This is a genomic window from Chryseobacterium sp. POE27, assembly GCF_039727685.1.
Lineage (GTDB): Bacteria > Bacteroidota > Bacteroidia > Flavobacteriales > Weeksellaceae > Chryseobacterium.
This window is the reverse complement of sequence record NZ_CP152475.1, coordinates 476,700-502,076: the sequence shown is the minus strand read 5'-3', so window position 1 is coordinate 502,076 and position 25,377 is coordinate 476,700. Positions and strand designations below refer to the sequence as shown.

Annotated in this window: 19 protein-coding genes and 1 pseudogene; 6 read left to right on the top strand and 14 right to left on the bottom strand. The window is 35.9% G+C overall.

Annotation, left to right across the window (positions count from 1 at the left end; all coding sequences use genetic code 11):
* Window positions 1-1,327: 1,327 nt before the first annotated feature.
* The gene (locus AAHI02_RS02205; RefSeq protein WP_346985251.1) at window positions 1,328-3,214 is read right to left on the bottom strand and encodes a cytochrome c peroxidase; all 1,887 of its coding nucleotides are present in this window, start codon (window positions 3,212-3,214) and stop codon (window positions 1,328-1,330) included.
* Between the two features lie 174 nt (window positions 3,215-3,388).
* On the opposite strand from AAHI02_RS02205, the gene AAHI02_RS02200 reads away from it, so the two are divergent.
* Entirely contained in the window at window positions 3,389-4,243 is an 855-nt protein-coding gene (locus AAHI02_RS02200) for a nucleoside phosphorylase (protein ID WP_346985250.1), read from the top strand.
* Window positions 4,244-4,340: 97 nt separating this feature from the next.
* Here AAHI02_RS02200 and AAHI02_RS02195 read toward each other — a convergent pair whose 3' ends face one another.
* A complete protein-coding gene (locus tag AAHI02_RS02195; RefSeq protein WP_346985249.1) occupies window positions 4,341-5,492 on the bottom strand; it encodes a hypothetical protein in 1,152 nt (383 codons plus the stop codon).
* Between the two features lie 179 nt (window positions 5,493-5,671).
* On the opposite strand from AAHI02_RS02195, the gene AAHI02_RS02190 reads away from it, so the two are divergent.
* Window positions 5,672-5,971, top strand: coding sequence for a hypothetical protein (locus AAHI02_RS02190; RefSeq protein WP_346985248.1), 300 nt, complete (start codon window positions 5,672-5,674; stop codon window positions 5,969-5,971).
* Between the two features lie 118 nt (window positions 5,972-6,089).
* Window positions 6,090-6,905, top strand: coding sequence for an SDR family oxidoreductase (locus tag AAHI02_RS02185; protein WP_346985247.1), 816 nt, complete (start codon window positions 6,090-6,092; stop codon window positions 6,903-6,905).
* 140 nt (window positions 6,906-7,045) lie between these two features.
* Here the strand turns inward: AAHI02_RS02185 and AAHI02_RS02180 are convergent, their stop codons facing one another.
* The 10 genes from AAHI02_RS02180 to AAHI02_RS02135 form a co-directional block, all read right to left on the bottom strand.
* A complete protein-coding gene (locus AAHI02_RS02180; RefSeq protein WP_346985246.1) occupies window positions 7,046-8,485 on the bottom strand; it encodes a glycoside hydrolase family 30 protein in 1,440 nt (479 codons plus the stop codon).
* Between the two features lie 78 nt (window positions 8,486-8,563).
* Window positions 8,564-9,370, bottom strand: coding sequence for a glycoside hydrolase family 16 protein (locus AAHI02_RS02175; RefSeq protein WP_346985245.1), 807 nt, complete (start codon window positions 9,368-9,370; stop codon window positions 8,564-8,566).
* A gap of 77 nt (window positions 9,371-9,447) precedes the next feature.
* Window positions 9,448-10,611 (bottom strand): glycoside hydrolase family 3 C-terminal domain-containing protein, encoded by a 1,164-nt coding sequence (locus tag AAHI02_RS02170; RefSeq protein WP_346986655.1) that lies wholly within the window; start codon window positions 10,609-10,611, stop codon window positions 9,448-9,450.
* Window positions 10,559-11,671, bottom strand: a complete 1,113-nt coding sequence (locus AAHI02_RS02165) for a glycoside hydrolase family 3 N-terminal domain-containing protein (RefSeq protein ID WP_346985244.1) — start codon at window positions 11,669-11,671, stop codon at window positions 10,559-10,561. The genes AAHI02_RS02170 and AAHI02_RS02165 overlap by 53 nt, the downstream gene beginning before the upstream one ends.
* A 99-nt stretch (window positions 11,672-11,770) precedes the next feature.
* A complete protein-coding gene (locus tag AAHI02_RS02160; protein ID WP_346985243.1) occupies window positions 11,771-13,249 on the bottom strand; it encodes a glycoside hydrolase family 30 beta sandwich domain-containing protein in 1,479 nt (492 codons plus the stop codon).
* 21 nt (window positions 13,250-13,270) lie between these two features.
* The gene (locus AAHI02_RS02155; RefSeq protein WP_346985242.1) at window positions 13,271-14,035 is read right to left on the bottom strand and encodes a hypothetical protein; all 765 of its coding nucleotides are present in this window, start codon (window positions 14,033-14,035) and stop codon (window positions 13,271-13,273) included.
* Window positions 14,036-14,143: 108 nt separating this feature from the next.
* Window positions 14,144-14,296, bottom strand: coding sequence for a hypothetical protein (locus AAHI02_RS02150; RefSeq protein WP_346985241.1), 153 nt, complete (start codon window positions 14,294-14,296; stop codon window positions 14,144-14,146).
* Window positions 14,274-15,704 carry a RagB/SusD family nutrient uptake outer membrane protein gene (locus AAHI02_RS02145; RefSeq protein ID WP_346985240.1) on the bottom strand — a complete coding sequence of 477 codons (1,431 nt, stop codon included), beginning with the start codon at window positions 15,702-15,704 and terminating at the stop codon, window positions 14,274-14,276. The genes AAHI02_RS02150 and AAHI02_RS02145 overlap by 23 nt, the downstream gene beginning before the upstream one ends.
* An 11-nt stretch (window positions 15,705-15,715) precedes the next feature.
* Window positions 15,716-18,616 (bottom strand): TonB-dependent receptor, encoded by a 2,901-nt coding sequence (locus AAHI02_RS02140; RefSeq protein ID WP_346985239.1) that lies wholly within the window; start codon window positions 18,614-18,616, stop codon window positions 15,716-15,718.
* Window positions 18,617-19,081: 465 nt separating this feature from the next.
* Entirely contained in the window at window positions 19,082-19,342 is a 261-nt protein-coding gene (locus AAHI02_RS02135; RefSeq protein ID WP_346985238.1) for a hypothetical protein, read from the bottom strand.
* Here AAHI02_RS02135 and AAHI02_RS02130 point away from each other — a divergent pair.
* From AAHI02_RS02130 to AAHI02_RS02120, 3 genes are all read left to right on the top strand, one after another.
* A complete protein-coding gene (locus AAHI02_RS02130; RefSeq protein WP_346985237.1) occupies window positions 19,333-19,989 on the top strand; it encodes an MFS transporter in 657 nt (218 codons plus the stop codon). The genes AAHI02_RS02135 and AAHI02_RS02130 overlap by 10 nt on opposite strands.
* 16 nt (window positions 19,990-20,005) lie before the next feature.
* On the top strand, window positions 20,006-20,797 hold the full coding sequence (locus AAHI02_RS02125; RefSeq protein ID WP_346985236.1) for an NUDIX domain-containing protein: 792 nt from the start codon (window positions 20,006-20,008) through the stop codon (window positions 20,795-20,797).
* Window positions 20,798-20,918: 121 nt separating this feature from the next.
* On the top strand, window positions 20,919-22,097 hold the full coding sequence (locus AAHI02_RS02120) for an acyl-CoA dehydrogenase family protein (protein WP_346985235.1): 1,179 nt from the start codon (window positions 20,919-20,921) through the stop codon (window positions 22,095-22,097).
* Between the two features lie 49 nt (window positions 22,098-22,146).
* Here AAHI02_RS02120 and AAHI02_RS02115 read toward each other — a convergent pair.
* A pseudogene (locus AAHI02_RS02115) lies at window positions 22,147-24,842 on the bottom strand (PD-(D/E)XK nuclease family protein).
* The gene (locus AAHI02_RS02110; protein WP_346985234.1) at window positions 24,839-25,375 is read right to left on the bottom strand and encodes a DUF922 domain-containing protein; all 537 of its coding nucleotides are present in this window, start codon (window positions 25,373-25,375) and stop codon (window positions 24,839-24,841) included. Before AAHI02_RS02110 ends, AAHI02_RS02115 begins: the two are co-directional and overlap by 4 nt.
* Between the last annotated feature and the right edge of the window lie 2 nt (window positions 25,376-25,377).

The following is a 25,377-nucleotide window of genomic DNA, read 5'->3' as shown; positions in this document are numbered from 1 at the left end:
AACTATTTTTTTACTGTGAACTGCCTATTAATAGGACTTTAAATAAACATCCCTGAATATTAATTATTGAAGAACTTAATGTTAATGGGGTTACGGGTGTGTTAATTGTTGCACTGGTTTAGATTTTTAAACACATGAGTCACATTAGATTTTAGATTGATGACATCGAAAATAAGAGAACATATAAGAGTGAAAATCTGAAATTTTCATGGATTAGGTCGTGGCTTTATAGTTAAACAAACTTGTCTGTTTGTAAACACATGAGGCACATCAGTTTTTGTTGATAGCAATGAAAATAAGAGAACACATGAGAAAAAGGCTATCTAAAATGTTTGGGCAACCTCTTTTTCTACGACTGAAATTAAAAAAGTAATTTCTTACGCTCCAGGAGGAGCAATATCTGTGTAGATCAATATCATCATCTTGTAACGGAACTCCATAGTAGTTCTATCTTATCATAGCACACCTACGGCGTGCTTGCGATATGCCATTGTTTTTCTACTACACAGATATTGCTCCGACGGAGCAAATCCTACACTGCACGTGGCTGATGGTTGTTTTTCATGAATTTTTGCTTTCTTCACATGGCTGATGACGTACTTCACTTGGATTTTTCCTTACTTCATGTGGCTGATGGCTGTTTTTAATGAATTATTCCTTACTGCATATGGCTGATGGCGTATTTTACCAGGATTATTGCTTACTTCACGCGGATGTTTCTTGTTTTTCATGAATAAAAGCTTACTTCATATGGTTAAAACTGATTTGTACCAAGTAAATGATGATTGTCGGTAAATATCGATTTGCACTCGGGTAAAATGAATTTTCGGCAGGTAAATGACGATTATTGCAGATAAATATCGATTTGCATAAGGTTAATGGCTCTTTTCACCCAGTTAAAATGGTTTTGCAGCAGGTAAATGACGATTATTGCAGGTAAATATTGATTTGCAATAGGTAAATGGTTCTTTGCACCCGGTTAAAAATGGTTTTGCAGCAGATCAGGATTTGAGCTCTTTGAAATTTAAAAAATCTCCTTATCAATAGCGTCGGGCTTTAGCCCGATAAAATTATAGCAGCCTGCCATTCGGCTTTAGCCAAAACCTATCATAGTTCGGCTAAAGCCGGATCATCAGGCATCATATCGTAAATGGGCTAAAGCCCATTTCTATTGATAAATGGACTGACTTTTACATCGAACTCAGGTAAATAACGTTTTGCATCTGGTCAAAATGGAGATGAATGTCGGTGCGTCTGAAAATAAGCTCCCGCAGATCATGGTAATTATGCAGATTTCTTTTAAAATCTGCTCAATCTGCGAGAGTAATTACCTGACCTTCGTTTTGCTTATGTCGGTAAGCGAATTGAGGAATGCAATGATCTGCTTAATTTCAGTTTTTGAGAGGTTCAGTTTGTCGGGAGCGAGCGTTTGGTTTTTCATTTTTAAACCCAGTCCTTCTCCCCCGCCTTCATTGTAGAAATCCAGCACTTCTTCCAGCGTATTGAAAGCACCATTATGAAAATACGGTTTTGTGAGGGCAATATTCCTTACGGTGACGGTCTTAAAAGAGTTTTCGTAAATCCATGAGTTTTCTTTTTTTACCGGACTGTTTATTCTTCCTTTGTCGGCATCGAGTTCAACAGGCTTTTGATTAATAGGTTTTGCCGTTACACCAAGCACTTCAGATTCATTTTCATTAAAGAATGGCGGAACCAGTCCGGAGAAGTTGGGCGCAAAATGGCAGGTCGCGCAATTGGCTTTTCCCATAAAAAGATTGAAACCTTTTTGGGCATCGGTAGAGATTTCTTTTTCATTTCTCATGAATTTATCAAAATCACTTTCGTAGGAATATAATGAAGCAACGTATGAACTTAAGGCTTTGGAGAAATGCTCACGGCTGATATTGCTGTTACCGAAAGCTTTGGCAAATGCTTTTTTATATTCAGGCTTTTTCTTTAATTTTTTAATGATGTTTTCGTAGCTGGTATTGAATTCGTCTTTGTTGTAAATAACGTGTTCCGCCTGTTGTTCAAGATAAAATGCTCTCAGGTCATAAAAGAATCTTTTGGCAAAAACGGCATTATATAAGGTTGGAGAATTTCTCAGAACCGTCTTTCCATCGACATTGCTTTGGGATTTCGCTTTAAGATCCGTGAAAGCATTTTCGGGAAGATGGCAGGTGGCACAGCTCATTTTTCCATTATCACTTAGATTCTGGTCATAGAAAATCTGTTTTCCGAGTTTTCTTAAGGCTTCGCTGTCATCCTCTTTCTTCAGCAAAGTATAAAAATACGGATCAAGGAAATCACTGCTGAAAAATTCTGTACTTCCTGCATTCCAACCGGAAAATTCTTTGAGATCGTCGCTTCTTCCATCCCAGCTTCCCAGTTCTTTGTATAAAGGCTGAATGTATTTTTTGTAAAATTCTATCCTGTCGAACGTTTCAAAATCGGTATGGGCTGAAAGATATTCTATTCCTGAAGTAAATAATTGATTGGCCTTCTCCGTATTATAATTTTTGAAATAAGGATCATCATTGATATATTTTTTCATTCCTAAAAATGTATGACGGGCTTCTTCGGAAATATTGAGCGAACCGGGAGTATCAAAACCGGTTACTCCTAAACTGTATATTCGTATAAGTTCTATCCTTAAGGGTAAAGTCTTATTGTTTCCCGTGCTTAAACCATTTTTTACTGAACTTAAATAAAAGCTTGCGTAGCTGTTAAAGAGAAAATCGGTGATGGTTTTGATCTCTTCCTTTTTTTCTTCTGCTTCATCGGAAAATATCATCTCATCCAAAACCTGAAGTCCTTCCGGAGGAAGTGTATAAGAAGAGGTTCCCGCCGCTTCGATATGAAATAGCGGAGCAGCATTGAGATGTGTTTTGGTGAATTCGGGATAGTGATAGGCAACGTAGAATTCTATTTCCTTGAAAGTGTTTCTTGTCTCTTTTAAGGTTTTCCGCAGATCCTCAAGGGATATTTTACCCTCAGAAAAGCGGTAAGCATCTGATTTTAAATGATCGAGTTTTGTTTTAAAATCCGTTAAACCTGTATTGATGGTGGAATTTTCGGTTTCAAAACCTTTTTGTACGGGATTAAAAGACATTATGGCAATTCCCAGCAACATAAAAATAACAGCCAGCGGATAAAACTTCATTTCAATTTTTTGCGCAAAACTATTGATAGGAAACTGTTCCGAGGTTACCACAACTTTAAATTTGAATTAAATAATGTTTACGTTTTATATAAAGGAATTTTTATTAATTTTAAACCCCGAAATCACATTCTTGGTTAAATGATCTGTTTCTATATGATCTTTTAAATGAAGGAGGATATTTGGGGAGGATTTAATACAAACTTTAATTCAAATAAAAAACATAGTATGCTCAATAAACTTGCTGCTTCAGAACTTGTTCTGAACGAAGACGGAAGTGTTTATCATCTTAATCTTTTACCTGAAGATATCGCTGAAAAGATTATTCTTGTAGGAGATCCGGACCGTGTTGCGAAGGTTTCACAATATTTCGACACCATACAGGTAAGAAAAAACAAAAGAGAGTTTTATACTCATACAGGAACGCTGCGCGGGGAAAGAATCACGGTGATGTCTACGGGAATCGGTACAGAAAATATTGATATCGTCATGAACGAGCTTGATGCTCTGGTGAATATCGATCTTAAAAATAAAGAGTTTAAAAAAGAACATTCGGCACTTCAACTGTTCAGAATGGGAACCTGCGGAAGTGTAAACCCCGATGTGCAGGTAGATAATATGCTGGTGACCCAAAATGTAGTGGGTCTTGACGGCCTGATGCATTTTTATCAGGATCATAAATTTGAGAACGAGTTTTCCAAAAACTTTCTGGAAAAGTTTCCTTATTCTACCATTAAACCGATGCTTTATTTCTCAGAATGGTCTGAAGAATTGGGAAATTTGTATAAAGATGCCAAATATCACGGAAATACGGCTACCTTCCCGGGATTTTATGCTCCACAAGGGAGACAATTGCGCTTAAAAGCTTTAGATGATAAATTCCTGGAAACATTAAATGATCTTGGTGTAACGAATTTTGAGATGGAAACATCTGCCATTTATGCTTTTTCAAAACTTTTAGGCCATAAAGCCATCACCGTTAATAATGTGATTGCCAACAGAAGACGTGGCGAGTTCTCTTCCGATCATCATGCTTCTGAAAAGAAATTGATTGAATGGGTTTTGGAAAGAATTATTAAGTAGATTTATATTTAAGAGAAAATATTAACGAAAAAGGATTTCAAATTGAAATCCTTTTTCCATTTAAAAAAAACAAAAACAATTATTGGCAATAATTATTCTAAAATTCATTGATTGTTACATAAAAATGTGCTGAATTTAAATTCTCTGCATTACCGGAAATATTCGTCAGATTAATAGTGATATTAGTAGTCGACGTTAATCTCGGGTTTGATATTGAAAAGGTAGAATTTCCGGCAAAATCACTCGCAGGCGTCACAATAATTGTAGCTCTCGTAGCAGAAGGAGTAAAACCTGCTGGCACAGCAATGTTCATTGTTGTTGTTTTGCCTGATGGGAGATTAGTAATTGTGACACTTGGCCAGACTTCAAAACTGATCTGGCTTTTCTGCACCGACCCGTTGATCCCTAATTTATATTGCCCATTGACATCCAGCTTTGCAGTAGTATTGGGTGTACTGGTACCAATACCAACATTGGCATTGCTATTTCCTAAAACAATGGCATTAGATTGAGAGGTTAAAGCATTATACCCTATTGCTGTAGAGAATTGCGCTTGAGCTTTTGCCCCTGAACCTAAAGCAGTGGAATTCTGTCCTGAAGTTTTAGCCTGAAAACCAACAGCAGTTTCATTATTGGCAGTTGTTTCCGCTTCAAAGCCTATTGCAAGAGACTGATAGCCATTTGCTTTTGCAGTATTTCCCATGGCAGCAGCATTTTGTGCTGCATTTGAGGATTTACCTACTGAAACGGCATCTTGTCCGGCAGAAGAAGAATTTCCAAAAATCACAGAGTTATTTACCCCTAATCTACCGGCAATAGCTGAATTTACTTTAAAAATAAGATCATCATAAGCTGAAGTTCCAAGAGATAAATTGGTATCAGCCCCACTATAATTTCCTATGTTATTTCCTGAAGTACTCCAGCTGGCTGAACTTGGCGGTGCTGTAGAAGTTGTGGCTATCTGATTCCATTTGGAATTATTCCAGAAATAAAATCCTGCTGCAGAGACAGCACCAAGACCATTATTCCATATTAATAAACCATTGGCAGGAGAAGGAATTGTAGTAACATCTGTTGTGGAAGCCAAAGCGATTCTTGGTATCAGAAGTCCTTTGTTACTTGAAGTAATATCCAACATTGCAGAGGGAGCAGGATCAGATACCCCTATTCCAACCTGTGCCTTAACTGAGTTTGAAAATAATAAGAATGTAATCGCTAATATTAAAAAAAGCTTTGTTTGTTTTTTCATCTTTTTTTCGTGTTTAATTCTTGGTTTGAGTCACAAATATAAGAATTGCTGACATATAAAAAATTAACTCTTAAAAAAATAAGAAAAAGTTATATTATTTTTTATGAAAACTTTAACATTGACTTATTGTTTTAGGAATAGTTATTGGTTAATTACAATTATCACTAAAATATTTTATTATGAACAATTCAGAATACAACAAAGCAGAAAATGCAGTAGATAATACTGAGAACTCATTTAAAAATGCAGCTGACAAAACAAAATGGAAAGTTGAAGAGCTTGCAGACAGAGCAAAAGATTATATCAATGAAAAAAGAGCCAATGATGAAGAAGCGAAACATGAAGACTGGCTTGACAGAGCAAAAAATAACGTATCTGATACATGGGAAAATGTAAAGGATAAAGCCAATGATGCATGGGAAAAAACCAAAGATGCAGCCGAAGATGTAAAGGCAGAATGGAAGAAAAAAACAAATTAAATTTCAGTCATATAAATATTTTCAAGAAAAACGGGGTCTTTTTAGCGAAGGCTCCGTTTTTTATTATGTAATAAACACAAATATCGTTACATTTGTACATTAATAAACATTAAAAAATATGTCATACGGTTTACTTAAAGGCAAAAAGGGAATTATATTTGGAGCCCTTAATGAACAATCGATCGCTTGGAAAGTGGCAGAAAGATGTCATGAAGAAGGTGCTGAATTTATTTTGTCTAATGCTCCTATCGCGCTAAGAATGGGAGAACTAAACGAATTAGCAGAAAAAACAGGTTCTGAAGTAATCGGTGCAGACGCAACTTCTGTAGAAGATCTGGAAAAACTTTTTGATGCTGCAGTTGCAAAATTTGGGAAAATCGATTTCATTCTTCATTCTATCGGAATGTCTATCAACGTAAGAAAAGGAAAACATTATACAGAAATGAACTATGACTGGTTGGAAAAAGGCTGGGATATTTCCGCTGTTTCTTTCCATAAAGTAATGCGTGTTGCCTGGGAAAAAGACTGTATGAATGAATGGGGAAGTATTCTGGCATTGAGCTATATCGCTGCTCAAAGGACATTCCCGGATTATAATGATATGTCTGACAATAAAGCATATCTTGAAAGTATCGCAAGAACTTTCGGGAATTATTGGGGAGAAAGAAAAGTGCGTGTAAACACAGTTTCTCAATCTCCAACAATGACTACTGCAGGAAGTGGTGTAAAAGGTTTTGGAGGTTTCCTTGGATATGCTGAAGATATGTCTCCGCTAGGAAATGCTACCGCTCTTGAGTGCGCAAATTACTGTGTAACTCTATTCTCTGATCTTACGAAGAAAGTAACGATGCAGAATCTTTTCCACGACGGAGGTTTCAGCAGTTCAGGCGTTACACAAAAAGTAATCAGTAAATATGATACAGAGGACAAATAATTGTTCGTAAAGATATTTAGAAGCCGGAACATTCGTTCCGGCTTTTTTTGTTGTACATTTTCCAATGTACATCCTGGAAAATAGTTTCGGCGGCATCTTCGATGCCGCCGAAACTTTAAAAAATAATGTTAATATGAAGTTTATAAAATTACAGTCTGTATAGAGTGTGCCGGAGCGGGCAATTTTGCAGCCATGCCTTCGATCCAGAGATTGGCATCAATATCAGTATCAGAATCATTCATAATTACCGTTACCAGCTGACCGTTTTCATTCATAAAAGTTGTCGATGTAAGCGCTATTCTGTTTGATGAACTCCCTATTCTCTGCGCATTAGGCTTAATGAATTTTGAAACATGTCCTATATAATAATATTCATAGGTATAATGAATTTCACCTGTTTTTGTATCTGCAATAATAGGAGCGAAACAGAAATTTCCGACATGATTCGGACCGCCGGTTTCGTCAAGGAGAACATTCCAGTCTGTCCATAAAGCGGTACCTTTGTTAAAGTCATTCAGCATATTTCTTCCGTACAGTTCACCCAATTTTACATCATAAATTTTAGACATATCAAACTGTTCCTTACAACCTTCTGTAAACGCCAGAAATTTATCCGGAAAAGCTCTTTGAGTTTCAGCAAGATTATCAAAAAGCTGTGTTTTATTATTCCAGGTTTCATACCAGTGATATCCTATTCCTGAAGCGTATTTAGAAGTTTCCGGGTCACTTAAAGTAGTCGTGGCTCTTTGGTAAATCAGGTCACGATTGTGATCCCAAATCATTACTTTTTTATCTTTAAAACCGTTTTTCCAAAGCGTCGGCCCTAAATTGTTTTTAAGAAAATCACCCTCTTCTTCGGCGGTATAAATACACGATTCCCAAGTCTGTGTTGCCATTGGCTCATTTTGTACCGTTAATCCCCATACATTAATTCCTCTTTTTTCGTATTCTTTTATGAATTTAACATAATAATCTGCCCAGGTCTGGTAAAAAACGTTTTCAAGCCTTCCCCCTTTCAACATACTTTTATTTGATTTCATCCATGCAGGCGGACTCCATGGTGAAAAGTAAAAGGTAAAATTTTCCCCTATTGCTTTCTGCGCTTCCTTAATCATCGGGATTTTATACTTTTCATCATGAGACACATTAAAGGTCTTCAAAGAAGTATCATTATCCTGCACATAAGTGTACGAATCACTTGAAAAATCACAAGAATTCATATTGGTACGTACAACAGTATAACCTAGTCCATTTTTTCCATAGTAGGCATCTATGATTTCTTTCTGTTTATTTTTCGGAAGTTTATACAAAGTTTCTGCTGCGGCATCTGTAATGGCTCCACCGATACCGATGAGTTTTTGATATTTAAAGTCAGGGTCAACAAAAATACATGCATCAGTTTCTTTAGGCTGAACCATTTTTTCAAACTTCACAGTTCCTTTATCGACCATTTTTTCGTTGGCTGATGCACTGGTGAAAATTACTTTTGCTGTTTTTCCTGCATTTTTTTTCCAGTAATTTTGCGCATTTGCATTGAAAGCAACTCCTACTACAAAACAACTTACAATTAATCTCTTCATTATTTCTTTTCTATTTTTATATAAATTTTCCTTGCCAAAAATTCTAAAGAATTTCATCAGAAGAAAATTTGATTTGTCTTATTTATTTTGATAGACTCTCACGTAATCTATCTCAAACTTCTGAGGAAAAATGGTGTCATCAATTCCTTCTTTTCCGCCCCAAAATCCACCAACGGCAAGATTTAAAATAATAAAATAAGGCTGATCAAAAGGCCATGCGCCATAGGTTTTTTCTTTATTTTCATAGGTGAAAAATTTTTTATCATCAACATATATCTCAATCTTTTCAGGAGTCCAGTCGGCTTTGTAAACATGAAACTTTTCGCTTGCATCTTTCACGAATATAGTATCTGTTTTCTGAGTATTAATCTTATGATTATAATTCTTTGTGTGAGCTGAGGCATGGATGAACCCTTGATTATATCCTACATGCTCCATAATATCCAGTTCACCATCATCCGGCCATTTTTTCATATTTTCACTCATCATCCATATGGCTGGCCATGTACCGCGACCTCTAGGTAGTTTCGCTCTTACTTCTATAGTTCCGTATTCAAAAGAGAATTTACCTTTCGTGAGAAGTCTTGCAGAAGTATATTTGCTTTCTTTCCAGTTTTCCTTTTTAGCTTCAATAATAAGATTTCCCTTCTCTACTCTTGCATTTTCAAGGCGGTTTTTAGTATAAAATTGCGATTCTTCATTTCCAAAACCGTGGCCTCCAACATCGTAATTCCACTTGGTAGAATCGGGTAATCCTTTATAATTAAACTCGTCCGACCATATCAGTTTCTGGCCAGAATACTTATTAGCGGTACAATTTAACAAAGAAAAAGCGAGACTTCCTCCGATGATTACATTAAAAATATATTGAAGTTTAATTTTCATATTAAAAGTTTGTTACAACATTATGCATTCTACCACCAAAAGCGGGTATTATCCCGTCTCAGTTTAGTAAACCTGTATTATTTAGACCAATTAATTCTTTTTGTCTGAACATCCTGTGAATTAGTTCCGACCATAATGTCGAATTCGCCACTTTCCCAGTCGAAATTTAATTCATCATCATAAAACTTCAGATTTTCAGGAGTTAAAGTGAAATTTATTATTTTACTTTCCCCTTTTTTAATGAAGACTTTCTGAAAGCCTTTCAACTCTTTTACCGGTCTTACAACCTTTCCAACCAAATCTCTTATATACAGCTGAATGACTTCTTCCCCATCGTAATTTCCGGTATTGGAAACTTTTACATTAATGTTCAATGTCTGATTGCCTTTAAGGTTTGTTGAGCTCAAATTCATATCTGAATAGACAAATTTTGTATAGCTCAAGCCGTATCCAAATGGAAATTTTGGGTCGTTATCCAAATCAATATAGGCCGAAACATAATTTCTGTCTGTATTGTTCTTCGCTGGTCTTCCCGTATTATAATGATTGTAGTAAACCGGAATCTGTCCTTCCGTTCTTGGAAAACTCATAGGAAGCTTTCCACCCGGATTTACTGTTCCGAAAAGGACGTCTGCAATAGAATTCCCCGCTTCTGTTCCCAGCCACCAAGTGTACACGATCGCCGGAATATGATCCGCTCCCCAATCGAAAACCAAAGGTCTGCCCGCATTAATCATTAAAACAATCGGTTTCCCTGTTTTAGCAATTTCTTTTAAAAGATCTTCCTGAACCCCGGAAAAATGAATATTACTTCTGCTTTTTGCTTCACCACTCATCGCGTGGCCTTCCCCTAAAGTCATAATGACAACATCTGCTTTCTTAGCCGTTTCTACCGCTTCTGCAAACATTGATTTGTCCTGATCATCAACATTCGCACCTTTAGCATACAGTAATGTTGAATTTTTATCTAGTTGATTTTTAATCCCATCAAACTGCGTTACAATTCTTTGATTATCATCTTTAAATGCTACCGACCAGAAACCATGATTAGCAGTAGTTTCTTTACCAAAAGGGCCGATTAAAGCAACCGTTTTTATAGATTTCGACAGAGGTAGGATGTTTTTGTCATTCTTTAATAAAACGATACTTTTCGAACCAAATTCTCTTCCGAATTTTCTGTTTTCACTGTTATCCGTCTGCTCTTTTTTGCCTTTTTTCATTGCTGAAACGATAAGGATCATCAAATAATCCCATTTCGAATTTCTTAACTAAAATTCTTCTTGCGGCATCATCAATAAATTTAGGATCAACTTTTCCTTCCTGAACTAATTTTGGAAGTTCAGCCATGTAAGCACGGCTTTCCATATCCATATCACTGCCGGCGATGATCGCTTTTTCTGCAGCTTCTTTATTATCCTTTACGTATCCATGGTTAGCCATTTCACCGATACTACCCCAGTCAGAAACGACAAATCCCTGGAAGTTCCATTTTCCTTTCAATAAATCTCTTAAAATATACTTATTGGCCGTTGCCGGTATTCCGTTGATATCATTAAAAGAATTCATAAAAGTTGCAACACCAGCTTCAGCAGCTGCCTTGAAAGGTGGCAAATAAGTTTCGTTTAGTTGTCTTAAACTCATATCCACCGAGTTGTAATCTCTTCCGCCCACTGCTGCGCCATATGCTGCAAAGTGTTTTGCACAGGCCATAATCGCATCAAGATTCCCAAGTCCTTTTCCCTGAAAGCCCCGAATTCTCGCTAAGCCAATCTGTGTTCCCAGATAGGTATCTTCACCCGAGCCTTCCATTACTCTTCCCCATCTCGGATCTCTTGCAATATCTACCATCGGCGCAAAAGTCCAGTGAATTCCATACGCTGAAGCTTCGGTCGCTGCAATTCTTTCTGATTTTTCTATTAAACTTAAATCCCAGCTTGCCGCCTGCCCGATATTTACCGGAAATGTTGTTCTGTAGCCATGAATCACGTCTAGACCAAATAACAATGGAATTTTTAATCTTGATTTTAACGCTAATTCCTGGAACTTTCTGGTTTCTTCTGCACCCGCTACGTTGAGCATCGAACCTACTTTTCCTTGTTTTATTTCATTTAATACATTTGCAGAATTGGAATTCTGTGGACCTGTCGCATATTCAAAACCACTGTACTGAACCAACTGCCCTACTTTTTCTTCCAATGTCATTTTCGACAATAATTCAGAAACCTTCTGATCGATTGTCTTTTGCCCGAATGTATTCACTCCAAACATTGTCATTGCCAATAGGAAATAAACTCTTTTCATTTATAATTTTATTTTTGATTATCTGCTGTGTTGTTTTGTTTTTGCGCAAAGTCCGCAAAGATTTTTTATTAATTAAAAAATTCAGATAATCATGTTAACTTAAAAAATATAAGTAGCTGTTGAACTTGCCGGAATTGTTACCGGGGCTATTTTCTGATTATATTTAATATTGAATGCTTTATCCGTTGAATTGCTGTTTTGAACGATCAATACAGTTTTTCCTGCCGGCGTTTTAAACGCTACCGTTGAAAGATTGTCTCCTTGTGTAGATTCAATTCTCTGGGAATTTGCCGGAACAAATTTCGAAGCATGAGCAATGATATAATAAGCAACATTTTTTTCATAATTAGCAGATCCGTTTATAGTAACTGCGCCTTTACATTGTGTACACCCTCCAGGTGTATGAGGACCAAATGAGGCATCATTTGCTACGTTCCATTCCAAGGCTGTCCGGCTCCAGTTTCTCATTGACCCAATAATAATGTTTTTAGTGTGCCAATCCAAATCTCCACCGAAATTTCCTGTAGAACTTGTCCATTGTTCAGTAAAATATACATTCTTACTAGGAAATAAATTGTGAACTGTACTTAAAGCTGAAATATCTCCTGCATATAAATGAAAAGCCGACCCATCAATATATGGATTTGCAGCAGAATCATTTAAAACAGCTAACGGATAAGCCGGATTATCGCAATTATGATCGTAAGCGATGATTTTTGTTGTAATATTCGCAGTCTGGAAAGCAGGTCCCAGATTATTTTTGATAAAGGTCGCCTGATCTCCTGCAGACATATACATACTCGGATTATTTCCGGGATGCAAAGGTTCGTTTTGAGGCGTAATCGCATCAATTTTAATTCCCTGCGCCTGCATTGCCTGAATGTATTTTACAAAATACTGTGCGTAAACACCATAAAATTCAGACTTAAGGCTTCCTCCAATACTGCTTCCGTTATCTTTCATCCAAACCGGTGGTGACCAAGGTGTTGCTAATATTTTAATATTCGGGTTGATGATCAAAATATCTTTTAACATCTGAATTACGGCCTGATCTTTAGTTAAACTAAATTGAGCCAATGTAGGATCTGTCTGCCCCGCCGGAATATCATCATAAGAGAAAACTTCACTGTTAAGGTCGGAAGCTCCGATACTTATTCTCAAATAACTGACACCAATACCTGAACTGCTGAACAGATCATTTAGTAATTCCTGTTTTTTTGCAGCGCTTAACTGATTAATCACCTGAACGCTTCCACCTGTAAGAGTATATCCGAAGCCATCAATCGTCTGGAAAACCTGTGAAGCATTTACTTCAATAGATGTTCCTGAAACTGAATTTCCGGAAAAATAAGCCGTATTCTGTTGCTGCAATTTCACCGACTGATCTCCTTTGGTAAGCCACACCTGTACAGGATCTCCGGATGTATTTCCACTTCCATTGTTTCCTGAATTATCATTATTGCCAGCCAGATCCGAAGATGTACTACTGCAGTTTAAAAAAGAAAGAAGCGCTACACCGCAAAGTGCAGCACTTCTAAGTACGAAACTATATGAATATTGTGAATATTGTAATTTCATTAATTAAGTTTATTAGGTTGATTAAGTAGTTTTTCTTATTTCAACTTTATCAACACTTAGGCTGTTGACTGTTTTTCCACCACACTTAATTACCAAATAGACAGTTCCTGTAGTAGTTGCAGTATAAACACCGCCGTTCTTACCAACATTACAACCTATTGCAGAAACTTTCCCTCCAAATGCTGTTTTACCACAACCGTCCCAAGTATTAATATTTCTGTATACACTACCGCTCACATCATTTCCCGGTGCTGGTAAGCTGTTTAACATGTAAACTTCAAACCAAGTATCTTCGAGACCTGTTGCAGATGAAGCTACCATATCTATAGCATACTTTTGTCCTGCTACTACATTTACAGCCTGATAAAAAGCTTGTTGTTTATTATTTGACGCAACAATTGTAGCTTTTCCATTGGCAAAAACCCATTGTGCACCGGTAGAGCTTATTGGAAAAATAGTCCATTTTGAAACTTCATCAGGAGTATCAAATCTTCCACCCTGAATAATATTTCCTGCAACAGGATCTGAAGTAGGAACGACGATAGTTTGACTAGTCATACCACCGGACTGTCCACCAATACCAACAGCATTATGTTGAATGACGTAAGTACCGGCATCCGGCAGGAAAATATCAATTTCAGTTTTACCATTTGTGAATCCATCACCATCAATATTCCATTGAGAATTGATAAAACCAACATTATTGTCATTCACTCTTTTTAAATGATAATGATTTTCACTTGTTTTAGTAATCGTAAACTTTGCATCAACGGCTGGCTGTGTCAATCCGTTTCCCTCTTCTACCGAATCAGGAGAACAAGCCGCCAGAAAAAAAAGCAGCAGAACCGATTAAAAGACTTTTATGGATATATTTAGTTATCATAGTATAATTTTTTAGTATCCAGGATTTTGTTTTAAAATTGTTCCTGTAAGCTCTGTTAATGGTATAGGCATTATTTCATTTTTCCCTACTACAAAACCTTTGGAAGCTAATTTTGTGGAAGCTTCTCCCCATCTTACTAAGTCAAAAAAATCTGTGTCCTTCACCTGCAAGTTCTCTTCTTCTTTCATCCTTGATAGCCTGCAAACTTACCGGTACAGATGCTAAACCAACTCTTGCTCTTACTGCATCTAACAAGGCTTGTGCCCTAGAGCCCGTACCATTAAGTGCTTCAGCTTCCATCAAATATGTATCTGCTAATCTTATAACAATATAATTCTGACGATAATTCAGTTCGGTAACGCCTAAAGTTGATTTTTTATCTGATGTAGGCATAAATTTATTAAGAAAATATCCCGTATCCTTATAAGCCGGTGCATAATCCGCTTTACCTTGCGCTTTTAATGCATTCATATTCAGAACAGTGGCATTTACACGCGGATCACTCTGCATAAAGTTAAACAGATCTGTTGTAACTGTATTAAATGCCCAACCTGACACGATATCTGGAGCATTATTAGCAGGATTTGTCTGACTAATTCTGTTATAAGATCTTGGTGCAGTCATCACGCAAATAGAATTTCCTTCATCTTTGCCTTGTCCCCAAAAGCCCCAATCAGATTTTCCTTGATCACTATGGGATGCTTCAATAATAGATTCTGATGTAAACTCATAAGGATCTGCAGTCCCACCTAGTGCTACTCCTGCTTTCCAAAGATCATCATAACTTTCCAACAGTTTATATCCATATTGGCTGGTTCCGCCCGGAGTTCCATTTACATCTGCAAATTGTGCGGCAGCCTGGGCTTTTTTATTTTGATATAAATAGACTTTACCTAAAAGAGCTTTTGCCGCCCCTTGCGTTAATCTACCTTTTTCCTCTCCGCTTACCGTCATAGGAAGATTTGGCAAAGCTTCGGTCAGATCTTTTTCTATTTGAGCATATACTTGTGCAGGTGCAACTTGCGGAACATTATAAAAATCGTCTGTTGCTTCAAAAGGTTTTAAAATAAGAGGAATATTTCCGAAAACCCTCAGCAAATCAAAATAATACATTGCCCGAAGAGTTTTTGCTTCCGAAATGAAGCGTTGCTTCAAAGTCTCATCCATTGATGCATTCGGAGCATTTTGGATAAGATCATTTGCTCTTGCAATACCCTGATAATAATCTTTCCAGTAACTGGCAGGCATTGTAGTTGGATTAATCTGAAAACTTGATGCCCCCTGAATACCAGCTCCATCTGTAGCACTACCACCTCCTGCATAGAAATCATCTGAAGCCGCATTGAAAAAAGTTACCATATTTTCAAACCCGCCTGCATATTTTCTCATCACGTCATACGTACCCACAAGACCAAAAAGACATTCCTGCTCATTTCTGAAAAAATTATCTCCGGCAAATGCACCTTTGTATTCTTTTTCTTCTAAAGTGTCGTTATTACAAGCTAGATTAAGAGTAGACACACTCACTAAAAATGAAGCTGCTATTGATATTTTTAAAAATTTATTTTTCATTGTACTAAAAATTAGAAAGTTATATTAGCTCCCAACATAAAAGTTCTTGCTTGCGGATAAAATGCTCTGTCTATTCCAAAAGAGTCTCCAGCTGCAATTTCCGGATCGTACCCGGTATATTTTGTAAAAGTAACTAGGTTTTCGGCAGTTACATAAAAGCGTAGTTTGTTAACTCCAAAGTTTTGTGTAACATCCTGAGGAAGTGTATAGCCTAACTGAATCAATTTGATTCTGAAATAATCTCCTTTTTGCAGATACCAGTCGGATAGCCTTGAGTAATTTTTGTTTGCATCTGCTCGTGTTAATCTAGGATTTTCATTTGTAGATCCTTCTCCCGTCCATCTGTCTAAGATTTTTGTTTGATAATTAGCATCTAACATATCCAATCTTCTTAAACCCTGAAAGATTTTGTTTCCTCCTGCACCCTGTCCGAATACCATAAAATCCCAGTTTTTATAGCTTAGATTTAAAGTAGCTCCGAAATTATATTTAGGAATCGAACTTCCCAAATTCACTTTGTCTAAATCATTAATTACACCATCGCCATTGGAATCCGCCCATATAAAATCTCCAGGCTTTGCCTCTGTTTGAAGTAATTGTCCTTTAGAATTTACGTAAGCATCAATCTGCGCCTGATTTTGGAAAACACCCAAAGTTTTAAAGCCGTAGAAAGAATTATAGGCATCACCTACCACAATTCTCTGGATCGATCCCATAGATTGGAAACCTGCTCCATCCAAAAATTTTGTTCCCTGTTCAAGCGATAAAACTTCGTTTTTATTGTAAGCAAAATTAGTATTTACAGAAACCGTTAAATCATTCCAACTCTTTTTATAGCCTAATTCTACTTCCAAACCTTTATTACTCATGTCTCCTATATTGGCTATATAGGATCCGGTAACTCCTACATAACCAGGAATTTGAACCGGCCGCAGAATATCTGACGTTTTTTTGTCATAAACATCAACAGTTAAAGTAAAATTTTTGAAAAGTCGTAAATCTGCCGCGATATTAGTTTGTGTGGTTGTTTCCCATTTCAAATCCTTATTTTCAAGACCATTTTGCAAATATCCGATTAATACACCCCCTGATCCACTCGTATAGTTAGCTCCGGAGACATAGAATTTTGAAAATTTATATGCTTCAATACCATCATTTCCTAAAGTTCCATAACCTCCACGAAATTTTAAACTATTTATAACATTATTTTCCGGCCAGAAGTTTTCTTTATCTACATTCCATCCAAGAGAGAATGATGGGAAGACCCCCCAATGATGATTTGCTCCAAACAATGAAGAACCATCATATCTTAATGTTCCTGTAAATAGGTACTTGTTTTTAAAATCGTAAATCAAACGCCCGAAATAAGAAGCTTTATTCCATTCCTGATTATCCCATGCTGAGGAGGTTTGGTTAAGCAAAGGAACATCAAAGTTGAAGGAAGCATCTTCATAACTGCTAATCGGGAGACCTTTATGGGTAACGCTTTGCCCATATCCAATATTATAATCATAATAACCTGTTCCCAAAAGCACATTAAAATTGTGATCTCCAAACTTATTTTGGTAATTCAGCGTGTTTTCAAAACTCCATTCAAATTTAGTTTGGGTAGTACGGGTTAAACTGTTTAGAAGTAAATTGCTATATGTAGAACTTAGATAGAAAAGTGGAGTGAAATTTTGGTTTCCCCAATATGCTTTTTTACCGTTTAATGAAGATTTAAATGTAAAATGGTTTAAAAATTTCACTTCTGCAAAAACATTAGCAATAAAATCGTCTGACCAGTTAGTGTTTCCTAATTGTGTATATCTAAAAGCTCTTGGATTAGACATTTCCTGGTTTACATAAGGCGAAATTCCGTACGGATTTCCATTTTCATCTCTTACAATATGTTCATTGTTATATATGGCAGGATTTACCTGTGACCAATCTGTTACGACAACAGGAGTGATGGGATCCAAATTCACTGCAGAACTTAACGGACCACCAAATTCACCGTTGGCATTAATCCCCTGGTTTTTTTGATTGGTATACGCAAAAGTTTGTCCCACAGTCAGCCAATCAGTTACTTTATGAGTTGAGTTTAAACGTCCTGTTAATCTTTTATAATAAGAAATATCGCTCATTACGATACCGGTCTGATCGTAATATCCAAATGAAGCAAAATAAGTAGATTTTTCGTTTCCGCCTTGGATACTGACCTCGTGGTTCTGCCTTGCACCGGTTCCGAAAATTTCATCCTGCCAATCAGTTCCTTTTCCGAACGATGCCGGATTTTGGAATCTTACAGCTTCTCCGTCATTCGCAAAACCTTCATTAATAACGGTAGCATATTCTGTAGCATTCAGAAGATCCAATTTTCTCGCAGCATTACTCACACCAAAGAAACCGTTGTAGGATAAACTAAGCTTTCCTTTTTTACCCTTTTTAGTTGTTACCAAAATAACTCCTCTTGCTGCGGAAACTCCATAAATAGCGGATGAAGCACCGTCTTTCAATACTTCAATACTTTCAATATCACTTTGGCTTAACCATCCGATACCGTCCACAACAATACCATCAACAACCCACAGCGGGTCGTTGTTTGAAGAATAACTGGTAACACCTCTTACCCTAATAGTTGCACTTGATCCAGGCTGTCCCGAATTCGAGATAACATTGACACCGGCAGCTCTTCCCTGAAGAACCTGCTCCGGTTTTCCGGCGGGTATAGCTTCGATATCGCTTGCTTTAATACTTGAAATCGCTCCGGTAACATTACTCTTCTTCTGAGTACCGTAACCGATCATTACCACTTCCTCGATTTTCTGCTCTTTCGGAAGGGTGTCACTCTTTGTGTTCTGGGCATTGAAATTGGCAGTGAAATAGAGCACTGCAACCATCCCCAAACTTCTAGATATTCTTACATTCATATACAGTTAGTTTTTTAATTCTCAAATTGAGACAATAAAAATATATTTTTTTTTAATTATTTAACATTTTATTAATAATTATTTTAATTTTTCGTTTATTTTTGGGGGTTTAAAGGCATAATTTTTATCTTAAAAACTGCCAAATTTCCTTAAAATTTAATGATAAGAGTCCCCAAAATGACAACCAAACTTTCAAAAATATCACTTCCACTAAAGCTTACTTTTCTAATTTTCTCAATGGTCTTAAATTGCATGGGCATTGTGATCCTTCAACTTTCGGAGGCAAAAGTCACGTATGAGAAGCTTGGTTTTTTAGAATCATTTAAGGATATTCCGATTGCATTTATTTCACTTTTTGCAGTAAATTTTATCAGCAAATTCGGAACAAAAAAAATCCCTGATTCTGGCTTTAACAATTGTTGGGATTTGTTCCTTGATTTTACCATTTGTCGAAGTTTTCTGGTTTTACAAACTGTGGTTTGCGATTATCGGAACATGCTTCGCCGTAGGAAAGATTTGTGTTTTTGGCATTATCAGGAATAATATTTCAGACGAAAAAGTACTCGCAAAGACAATGAATAATGTAGAGGCATCTTTCATGATAGGAATTTTCGTCGTAAATACGGGTTTTGGATGGCTGATATCAAGCCAATTCTCTGAATTCTGGAAATTTGGATTTTTATCAATTTCAGTGTTATCGGCAATTACGATTTTTTTTGTTTTCAAAACTCTCTATTTCCGAACCGGTAAAAAATAATGATCAAAATATTTTAACAGATTTAACAACACTACTTAATCCTTTGTTAATCCTTTTTTTAGCCATTATTTTTTCAATTGTTTTTGTGGAGCAAAGTTTCAATTCATGGTTACCGTCTTTTTATAAAAATCACCTGAAGGTCAATTCATTTTTTGCGTTGCAGGCATCTTCATTTTTAGCATTATTTTCATACGTGGGAAGAACAATTACAGCAAACGTGATTCATAGGTTTTCATTATCGAAATACTATATATTCTGTTTGTCACTCATTATATTGGTGTTGGCGATCATCATCGGAATTCAGTTTTTTGATACGGATGACTCCAAATCACTCTTGTTTTTATTCCCGGTGATCGGTTTATTCCTGTCTCCACTCTACCCTGTTATCAATTCAAAAATGATTGCTAAAATTGATAAGGCAAAAGCCAGTCTTTTTACATCACTCATTGTTATTTTCTCTTCACTGGGCAGTTCTGTAAGTTCGATTCTTATGGCGGTCCTATTTGGAAACCAGCTTTTAAGTTTTTATTCCGTCTATATTTTATGTGCTGTTATTGTGATGTTTACAATAAGTTTAATTTATTTTAAAATTGCAGATAAAAAATTTAGAAAATAATTTTATTTTTACTCCCATGAAAATCAATACCGAAAAAAATAAGGAAACACTTCAGGAACTCATTGATACAAAAGACTTTGTAGCACATGTATCGGTTGACTGCACTATATTTGGTTTTCATGACAATATCCTGAAGGTTTTGCTTTTGAAGTACCACGACCTAAATTTATGGGCCCTTCCCGGAGGTTTTGTATTCAACGATGAAGATTTGCGTGAAGCTGCTGCACGTGTTTTATACGAAAGAACCCATCTGAAGGACATTTTCCTGAAGCAATTTCATACATTCGGGAGAATTGACAGAACGGAGAATAATATTCACCAGATTTTATTAAAAAATAAGGGAATAGAAGTTCCTAAAGACCACTGGATCTTTCAGCGATTCATTACCGTAGGCTACTGCAGTCTCATCGATTTTTCAATTGCCAATACTTTCCCTGATGCTTTCAATGAAACCTGCGAATGGGTGGAAGTCAACAATTTACCCAATATGGCTTTTGATCACGACAGAATTATTGAAACCGGACTGGAATATTTAAGAATGAATATCAATACAGAGGTTGCGGCAAGCAATCTTCTTCCGGAAAAATTCACGATGAAAGATCTTCAGTGCCTGTATGAGACTATTTTGGGCGAAAAATTCAGGAGGAATAATTTTCAGCGTAAAATATTAAGCTTAAATATTTTAGACAGACTTGAAAAACTTTATGACGGATCTGCCAACAAAGCTCCCTATTTATACAAGTTTAAAAACAGAATTTACACTCCGACCCATCAATACCCTATTTCAAATGAAGACAATGAAAATTGATTTTATTGTCCTTTACGTTTTAATTCTTATTTAAAACATTAAAAATCAACTAATAACAGACATTCAAAAAAAATTCTCCGAAATACTTTAAAAGTCTTATTTTTAGAAAAATTAAAATATAATGTCATATTATTCCCTTACGACCATTCCCGATTATTATGGGATTGATTCTTTACTCACCGAAGAACACAAACTTATCCGTCAGTCTGTAAGAGACTGGGTAGAAAGTTTTGTAATGCCACAGATAGATCACGCAGCACAGAACCATACCGATATTCCGAATTTAATGAAAGAATTGGGACAGATCGGAGCTTTAGGCCCTTACATTCCTGTTGAATACGGCGGTTCGGGATTAGATCAGATTTCTTACGGACTGATTATGCAGGAATTGGAAAGAGGCGATTCTGCGGTACGTTCTGCGGCTTCTGTACAAAGTTCACTGGTAATGTTTCCAATTAATGAATTCGGTTCTGAGGAACAGAAAATAAAATATTTACCTAAACTGGCAGCCGGAGAAATGATTGGTTCTTTCGGTTTAACGGAGCCTAATCACGGATCAGACCCAAGCTCTATGGAAACCAATTTCAAAGATATGGGAGATTATTACCTGTTGAACGGTGCTAAAATGTGGATCACCAATTCGCCACTTTGCCACATTGCGGTAGTTTGGGCTAAAAATGAGGAAGGTAAAGTTCAGGGATTAATTGTTGAAAGAGGGATGGAAGGTTTTACAACGCCTGAAACTCACAATAAATGGAGTTTAAGAGCCTCAAAAACAGGAGAATTGGTTTTTAATGATGTAAAAGTTCCGAAGGAAAACCTTCTCCCGGGGGTTACAGGATTGAAAGGGCCTTTATCTTGTTTAAATTCGGCGAGATATGGAATTTCCTGGGGCGTGATCGGCGCAGCAATTGACTGCTATTGTACAGCAGTTCAATATGCTAAAGAAAGAAAACAGTTTGGAAAGCCAATTGGATCTTATCAGCTTCAACAGAAAAAACTGGCAGAATTTTTAACGGAAATCACTAAAGCTCAATTACTTTGCTTACAGTTAGGCAATCTTAAAAATGATCATAAAGCAACACCTGCACAAATTTCTATGGCTAAAAGAAACAATGTGAAAATGGCTATTGATATTGCAAGAGAATCACGTCAGATTCTCGGTGGAATGGGAATTATGGGTGAATTCCCGATGATGCGTCATGCTGCCAACCTTGAATCGGTGATTACTTATGAAGGGACACACGATGTTCATTTATTAATTACCGGATTAGATATTACCGGAATTAATGCTTTTTAAATAATATGAATAATAGGTGGCTTCGGGATTCTGAGCCACCTATTATCTTCTAATTCGAATATGCTTTTATTTCTTCAATAAAATTGATATCAGGATTCAGAATTTCTTCAATTAAACTTTTAACAGACTTCATCGCATCATCAATATTTCCTTTTTCAAACTGTAACGAAACAACACCTTTTTTTGCCTCTGCAAAGCTCCATATTCCGGTTTCAACCGGCATTCCCCAAAACTCAGGAAGATTTTCAACTACATATTGGTAGATACAAAGCTGTAAGGCCTGTTTTCTTTCACTGTTATGGAAATATTCATCGATCTTATCTTCATCAATTTTAACTGTCAGGTTTTTGATCTTTGCTGTTTTATAATCAATAATTCTAAGGGTTCCGTTCAATCTGTCAATTCTGTCGATAAATCCGAAAAAGGAAATTTTATCATTTTCATTGAGATAAAAATCGACATTTTCAAATCTTTTTTCGATGTCAATAATTTCCAGTGTATTTCCGTTTTTTATCAGATCAAGGTCATGAGCAAGGATCGTTTCTATTACTTTTTTAGCAATTGCCTTATGAATAAAATTCATTCCTTTTTCATAAAATTCAGGCTGATGTTTCAGTTTATTAATAGCAATATTAATATATTCATCTATGGCTTTAACTGAATTTTTTAAATCATTTTCTTTTAATACTTTACCTTTCAATTCTTCATATACTTCTTGAAGTGAATAATGAACAAGATTTCCATAATTTTTCACGGATAATTCTTCTTCAATTTCATCGGTTTCTGAAGCATTTAAAATCTTGGAAAGATAAAAATCAATAGGATTATAAAGATAGCTTGTGAGATGTGAAGCAGAAACTTTTGACTTCCATTTTTCAAGCCTTTCAAGAACAATATCTGTCTTTGGAATTTCAATCGGCTGAGTAACGATTGGTTCGGAAGAATTCTCAATAATGAGATGCTCGATATGGTGTGAACTTTCCATTTCGATCTGAGTGATAAATCTGCTTTTTTCACCAGTATTAACTCCTGAACTCAATGCATTAAACAGTAAATGAACATTTTTTGAATCCTGGATTAATCGATAAAAATGATAAGCGTAAATACTGTCGTTTTCCAAAAAGGTATGAAGATCAAAGAACTTCCGAACATCAAAAGGAATATACGTGTTCTGTGAATTTCCGAGTGGAAGCTTACCTTCATTCACCGAAAGCAAAATAACATTTTCAAAATTCAGGAGACGTGTTTCCAAAAGTCCCATAATTTGTAATCCTCTCAACGGTTCCCCCCTGAAAATCGATACTTTCCGAATTAATATGTTGATTAATAAGAATTTCCAGCGTTTCCATTTTAATCTCAAACTGATACGGTGCAAGCTGGTTTTTAATGATTCTGAAAGCATTTTCGAAATGAGATATATTTTCATATTGAATATCATCGATTTCAAGCCATTTAATCTGCCTGCAAAATGCAATCATGGCATCGAGATATTCGTTGGTAGAAGAGGCTTTCTGAAGCAGATTAAAGTATGAAAGACCGCTTAAAAATTCATTCATCAGCTTCTTGGAGATGTACACGATGTTTCTTTCCTCAACTTTAGTTTTAAAATTATTAATAACTAACTCATCTTCAAGAGATTTTGGCAACTCTTCAAGAATCGGAAAAATGTCCCGATAATAGTAGGACGATTTATTTTTTTCCAATTGTTTCTGAAGGTAAAAAAAGCTGCTTAACCGCATTTGAAAAAGAAAGATTTTTTAATGGAAAGCCCATCGTAATATTCAGATTCTGAATTCCATACATGACATCTAAACTTGCAGGAAGCAAATTTTCATCCAGCAAAACAACGGCCGTATTTGAATATGTTTTATCTTCGATTTCTTTAAAAATTTCAGGTAAAATTTTAGTCTGAGTAATATTTCCTGAAACTTCATAGACTTTTATATTTTTAGGTTGGTTAAAATCGTCTTCAATCCAGTTAAAAATCCTGCTGTCATTGAATTCTTTCCATGTTTTATGATTTCTGAGAAATTTTCCGGCCTCCTGTCTTTCATCATCAAAATAATAATGATCTGCCTGAAAAAAACACTGTCCTTTATTCCACTGTAAAAGACTTCTCACCAGATTTTCTTCGACAGGCGTAAAAGCATTAAAGCCACAGAAAACAAATTGTTCTTTCGTATATTTGGCAAAATCATTAAGCTTTGCTTTCGCCGTTTCATGAATCATTCCGGAAGTTGCCCAGTTTTTTTCCTGCAGTCTCTGTTTGAGTACCGGAAGAAAAACATTCATATTTTTCCAAAAATTAAGGAATTTTTTTCTTGGAACATCATCGTCTTCTCCCAGATTCTGCGCCCAGTCTTTTATCCTTTCTTCATCAAACATATAATGCAGTACTGCCTGATCACTTTCTGAGAATTTCATCATATCATCCCAGTCTTTCTGAAGCGTAGGAAACCATTTCAGGAAATCTGAAAAATCATCATTCGGAATAAGATTAAGACTTTTATAGACATCGAATGAAAAGAGCCATAAAGAAATACCGTCAATCCCTTGTTTACCGGCAATACGGTTTATTAATTCCTCTATCGTAAAAAAATTAGGGAGAAATCCAGAATATTGTTTTTCTTTTAAAATTTCACGGATAAATACAACCGGACGTTTTCCGGGTAAGATAATGTTAAACTCAGATAGATCAGAATTTTGCGCGAGCAGTTCATTAACAATGTTGTTCAGGAATTTCAAGACGATTTATAGCTTTTATAATTTTCCAATTCTTCAGCAATAATACGATTATATTCCGATTGTTTTTCTTCCAGCATTCCATTTCTTGTTTCACGATCATATGTTCTTTGAAAATCCTGATATTCTTTAAGATTTCTGTTATAAATAACTTTAAAATATTTATCAAAATCTGAAGATGTCTTTATTTTTTCGGCTATTTCTTTGCGAAGTTTTCTGGCATAAACTTCAGCTGCATCAAAATGTTTCTGTTCATGAAGAAGTACATAATCATTGATCCTTTTAACATCTTTCCAGGATTTATCTTCATTAAATAAGGTTTGTATTTCTATTTTAATCGGTGCTTTCGGATTTGAGGATTTGACGTAAGAATAAGTCCAGCCACAATTTGTATAAGCGACAACATTAGCTCCTCTTTGATTATTTACTTTACTTTTAAAGTTACTCCAGTTTAATTTTACATCCTCCCGCCAATATATTTTCTGGCTGTATAACACATTGGATACCAGAAAACAGGCTATAAAAATCCATTTCATTT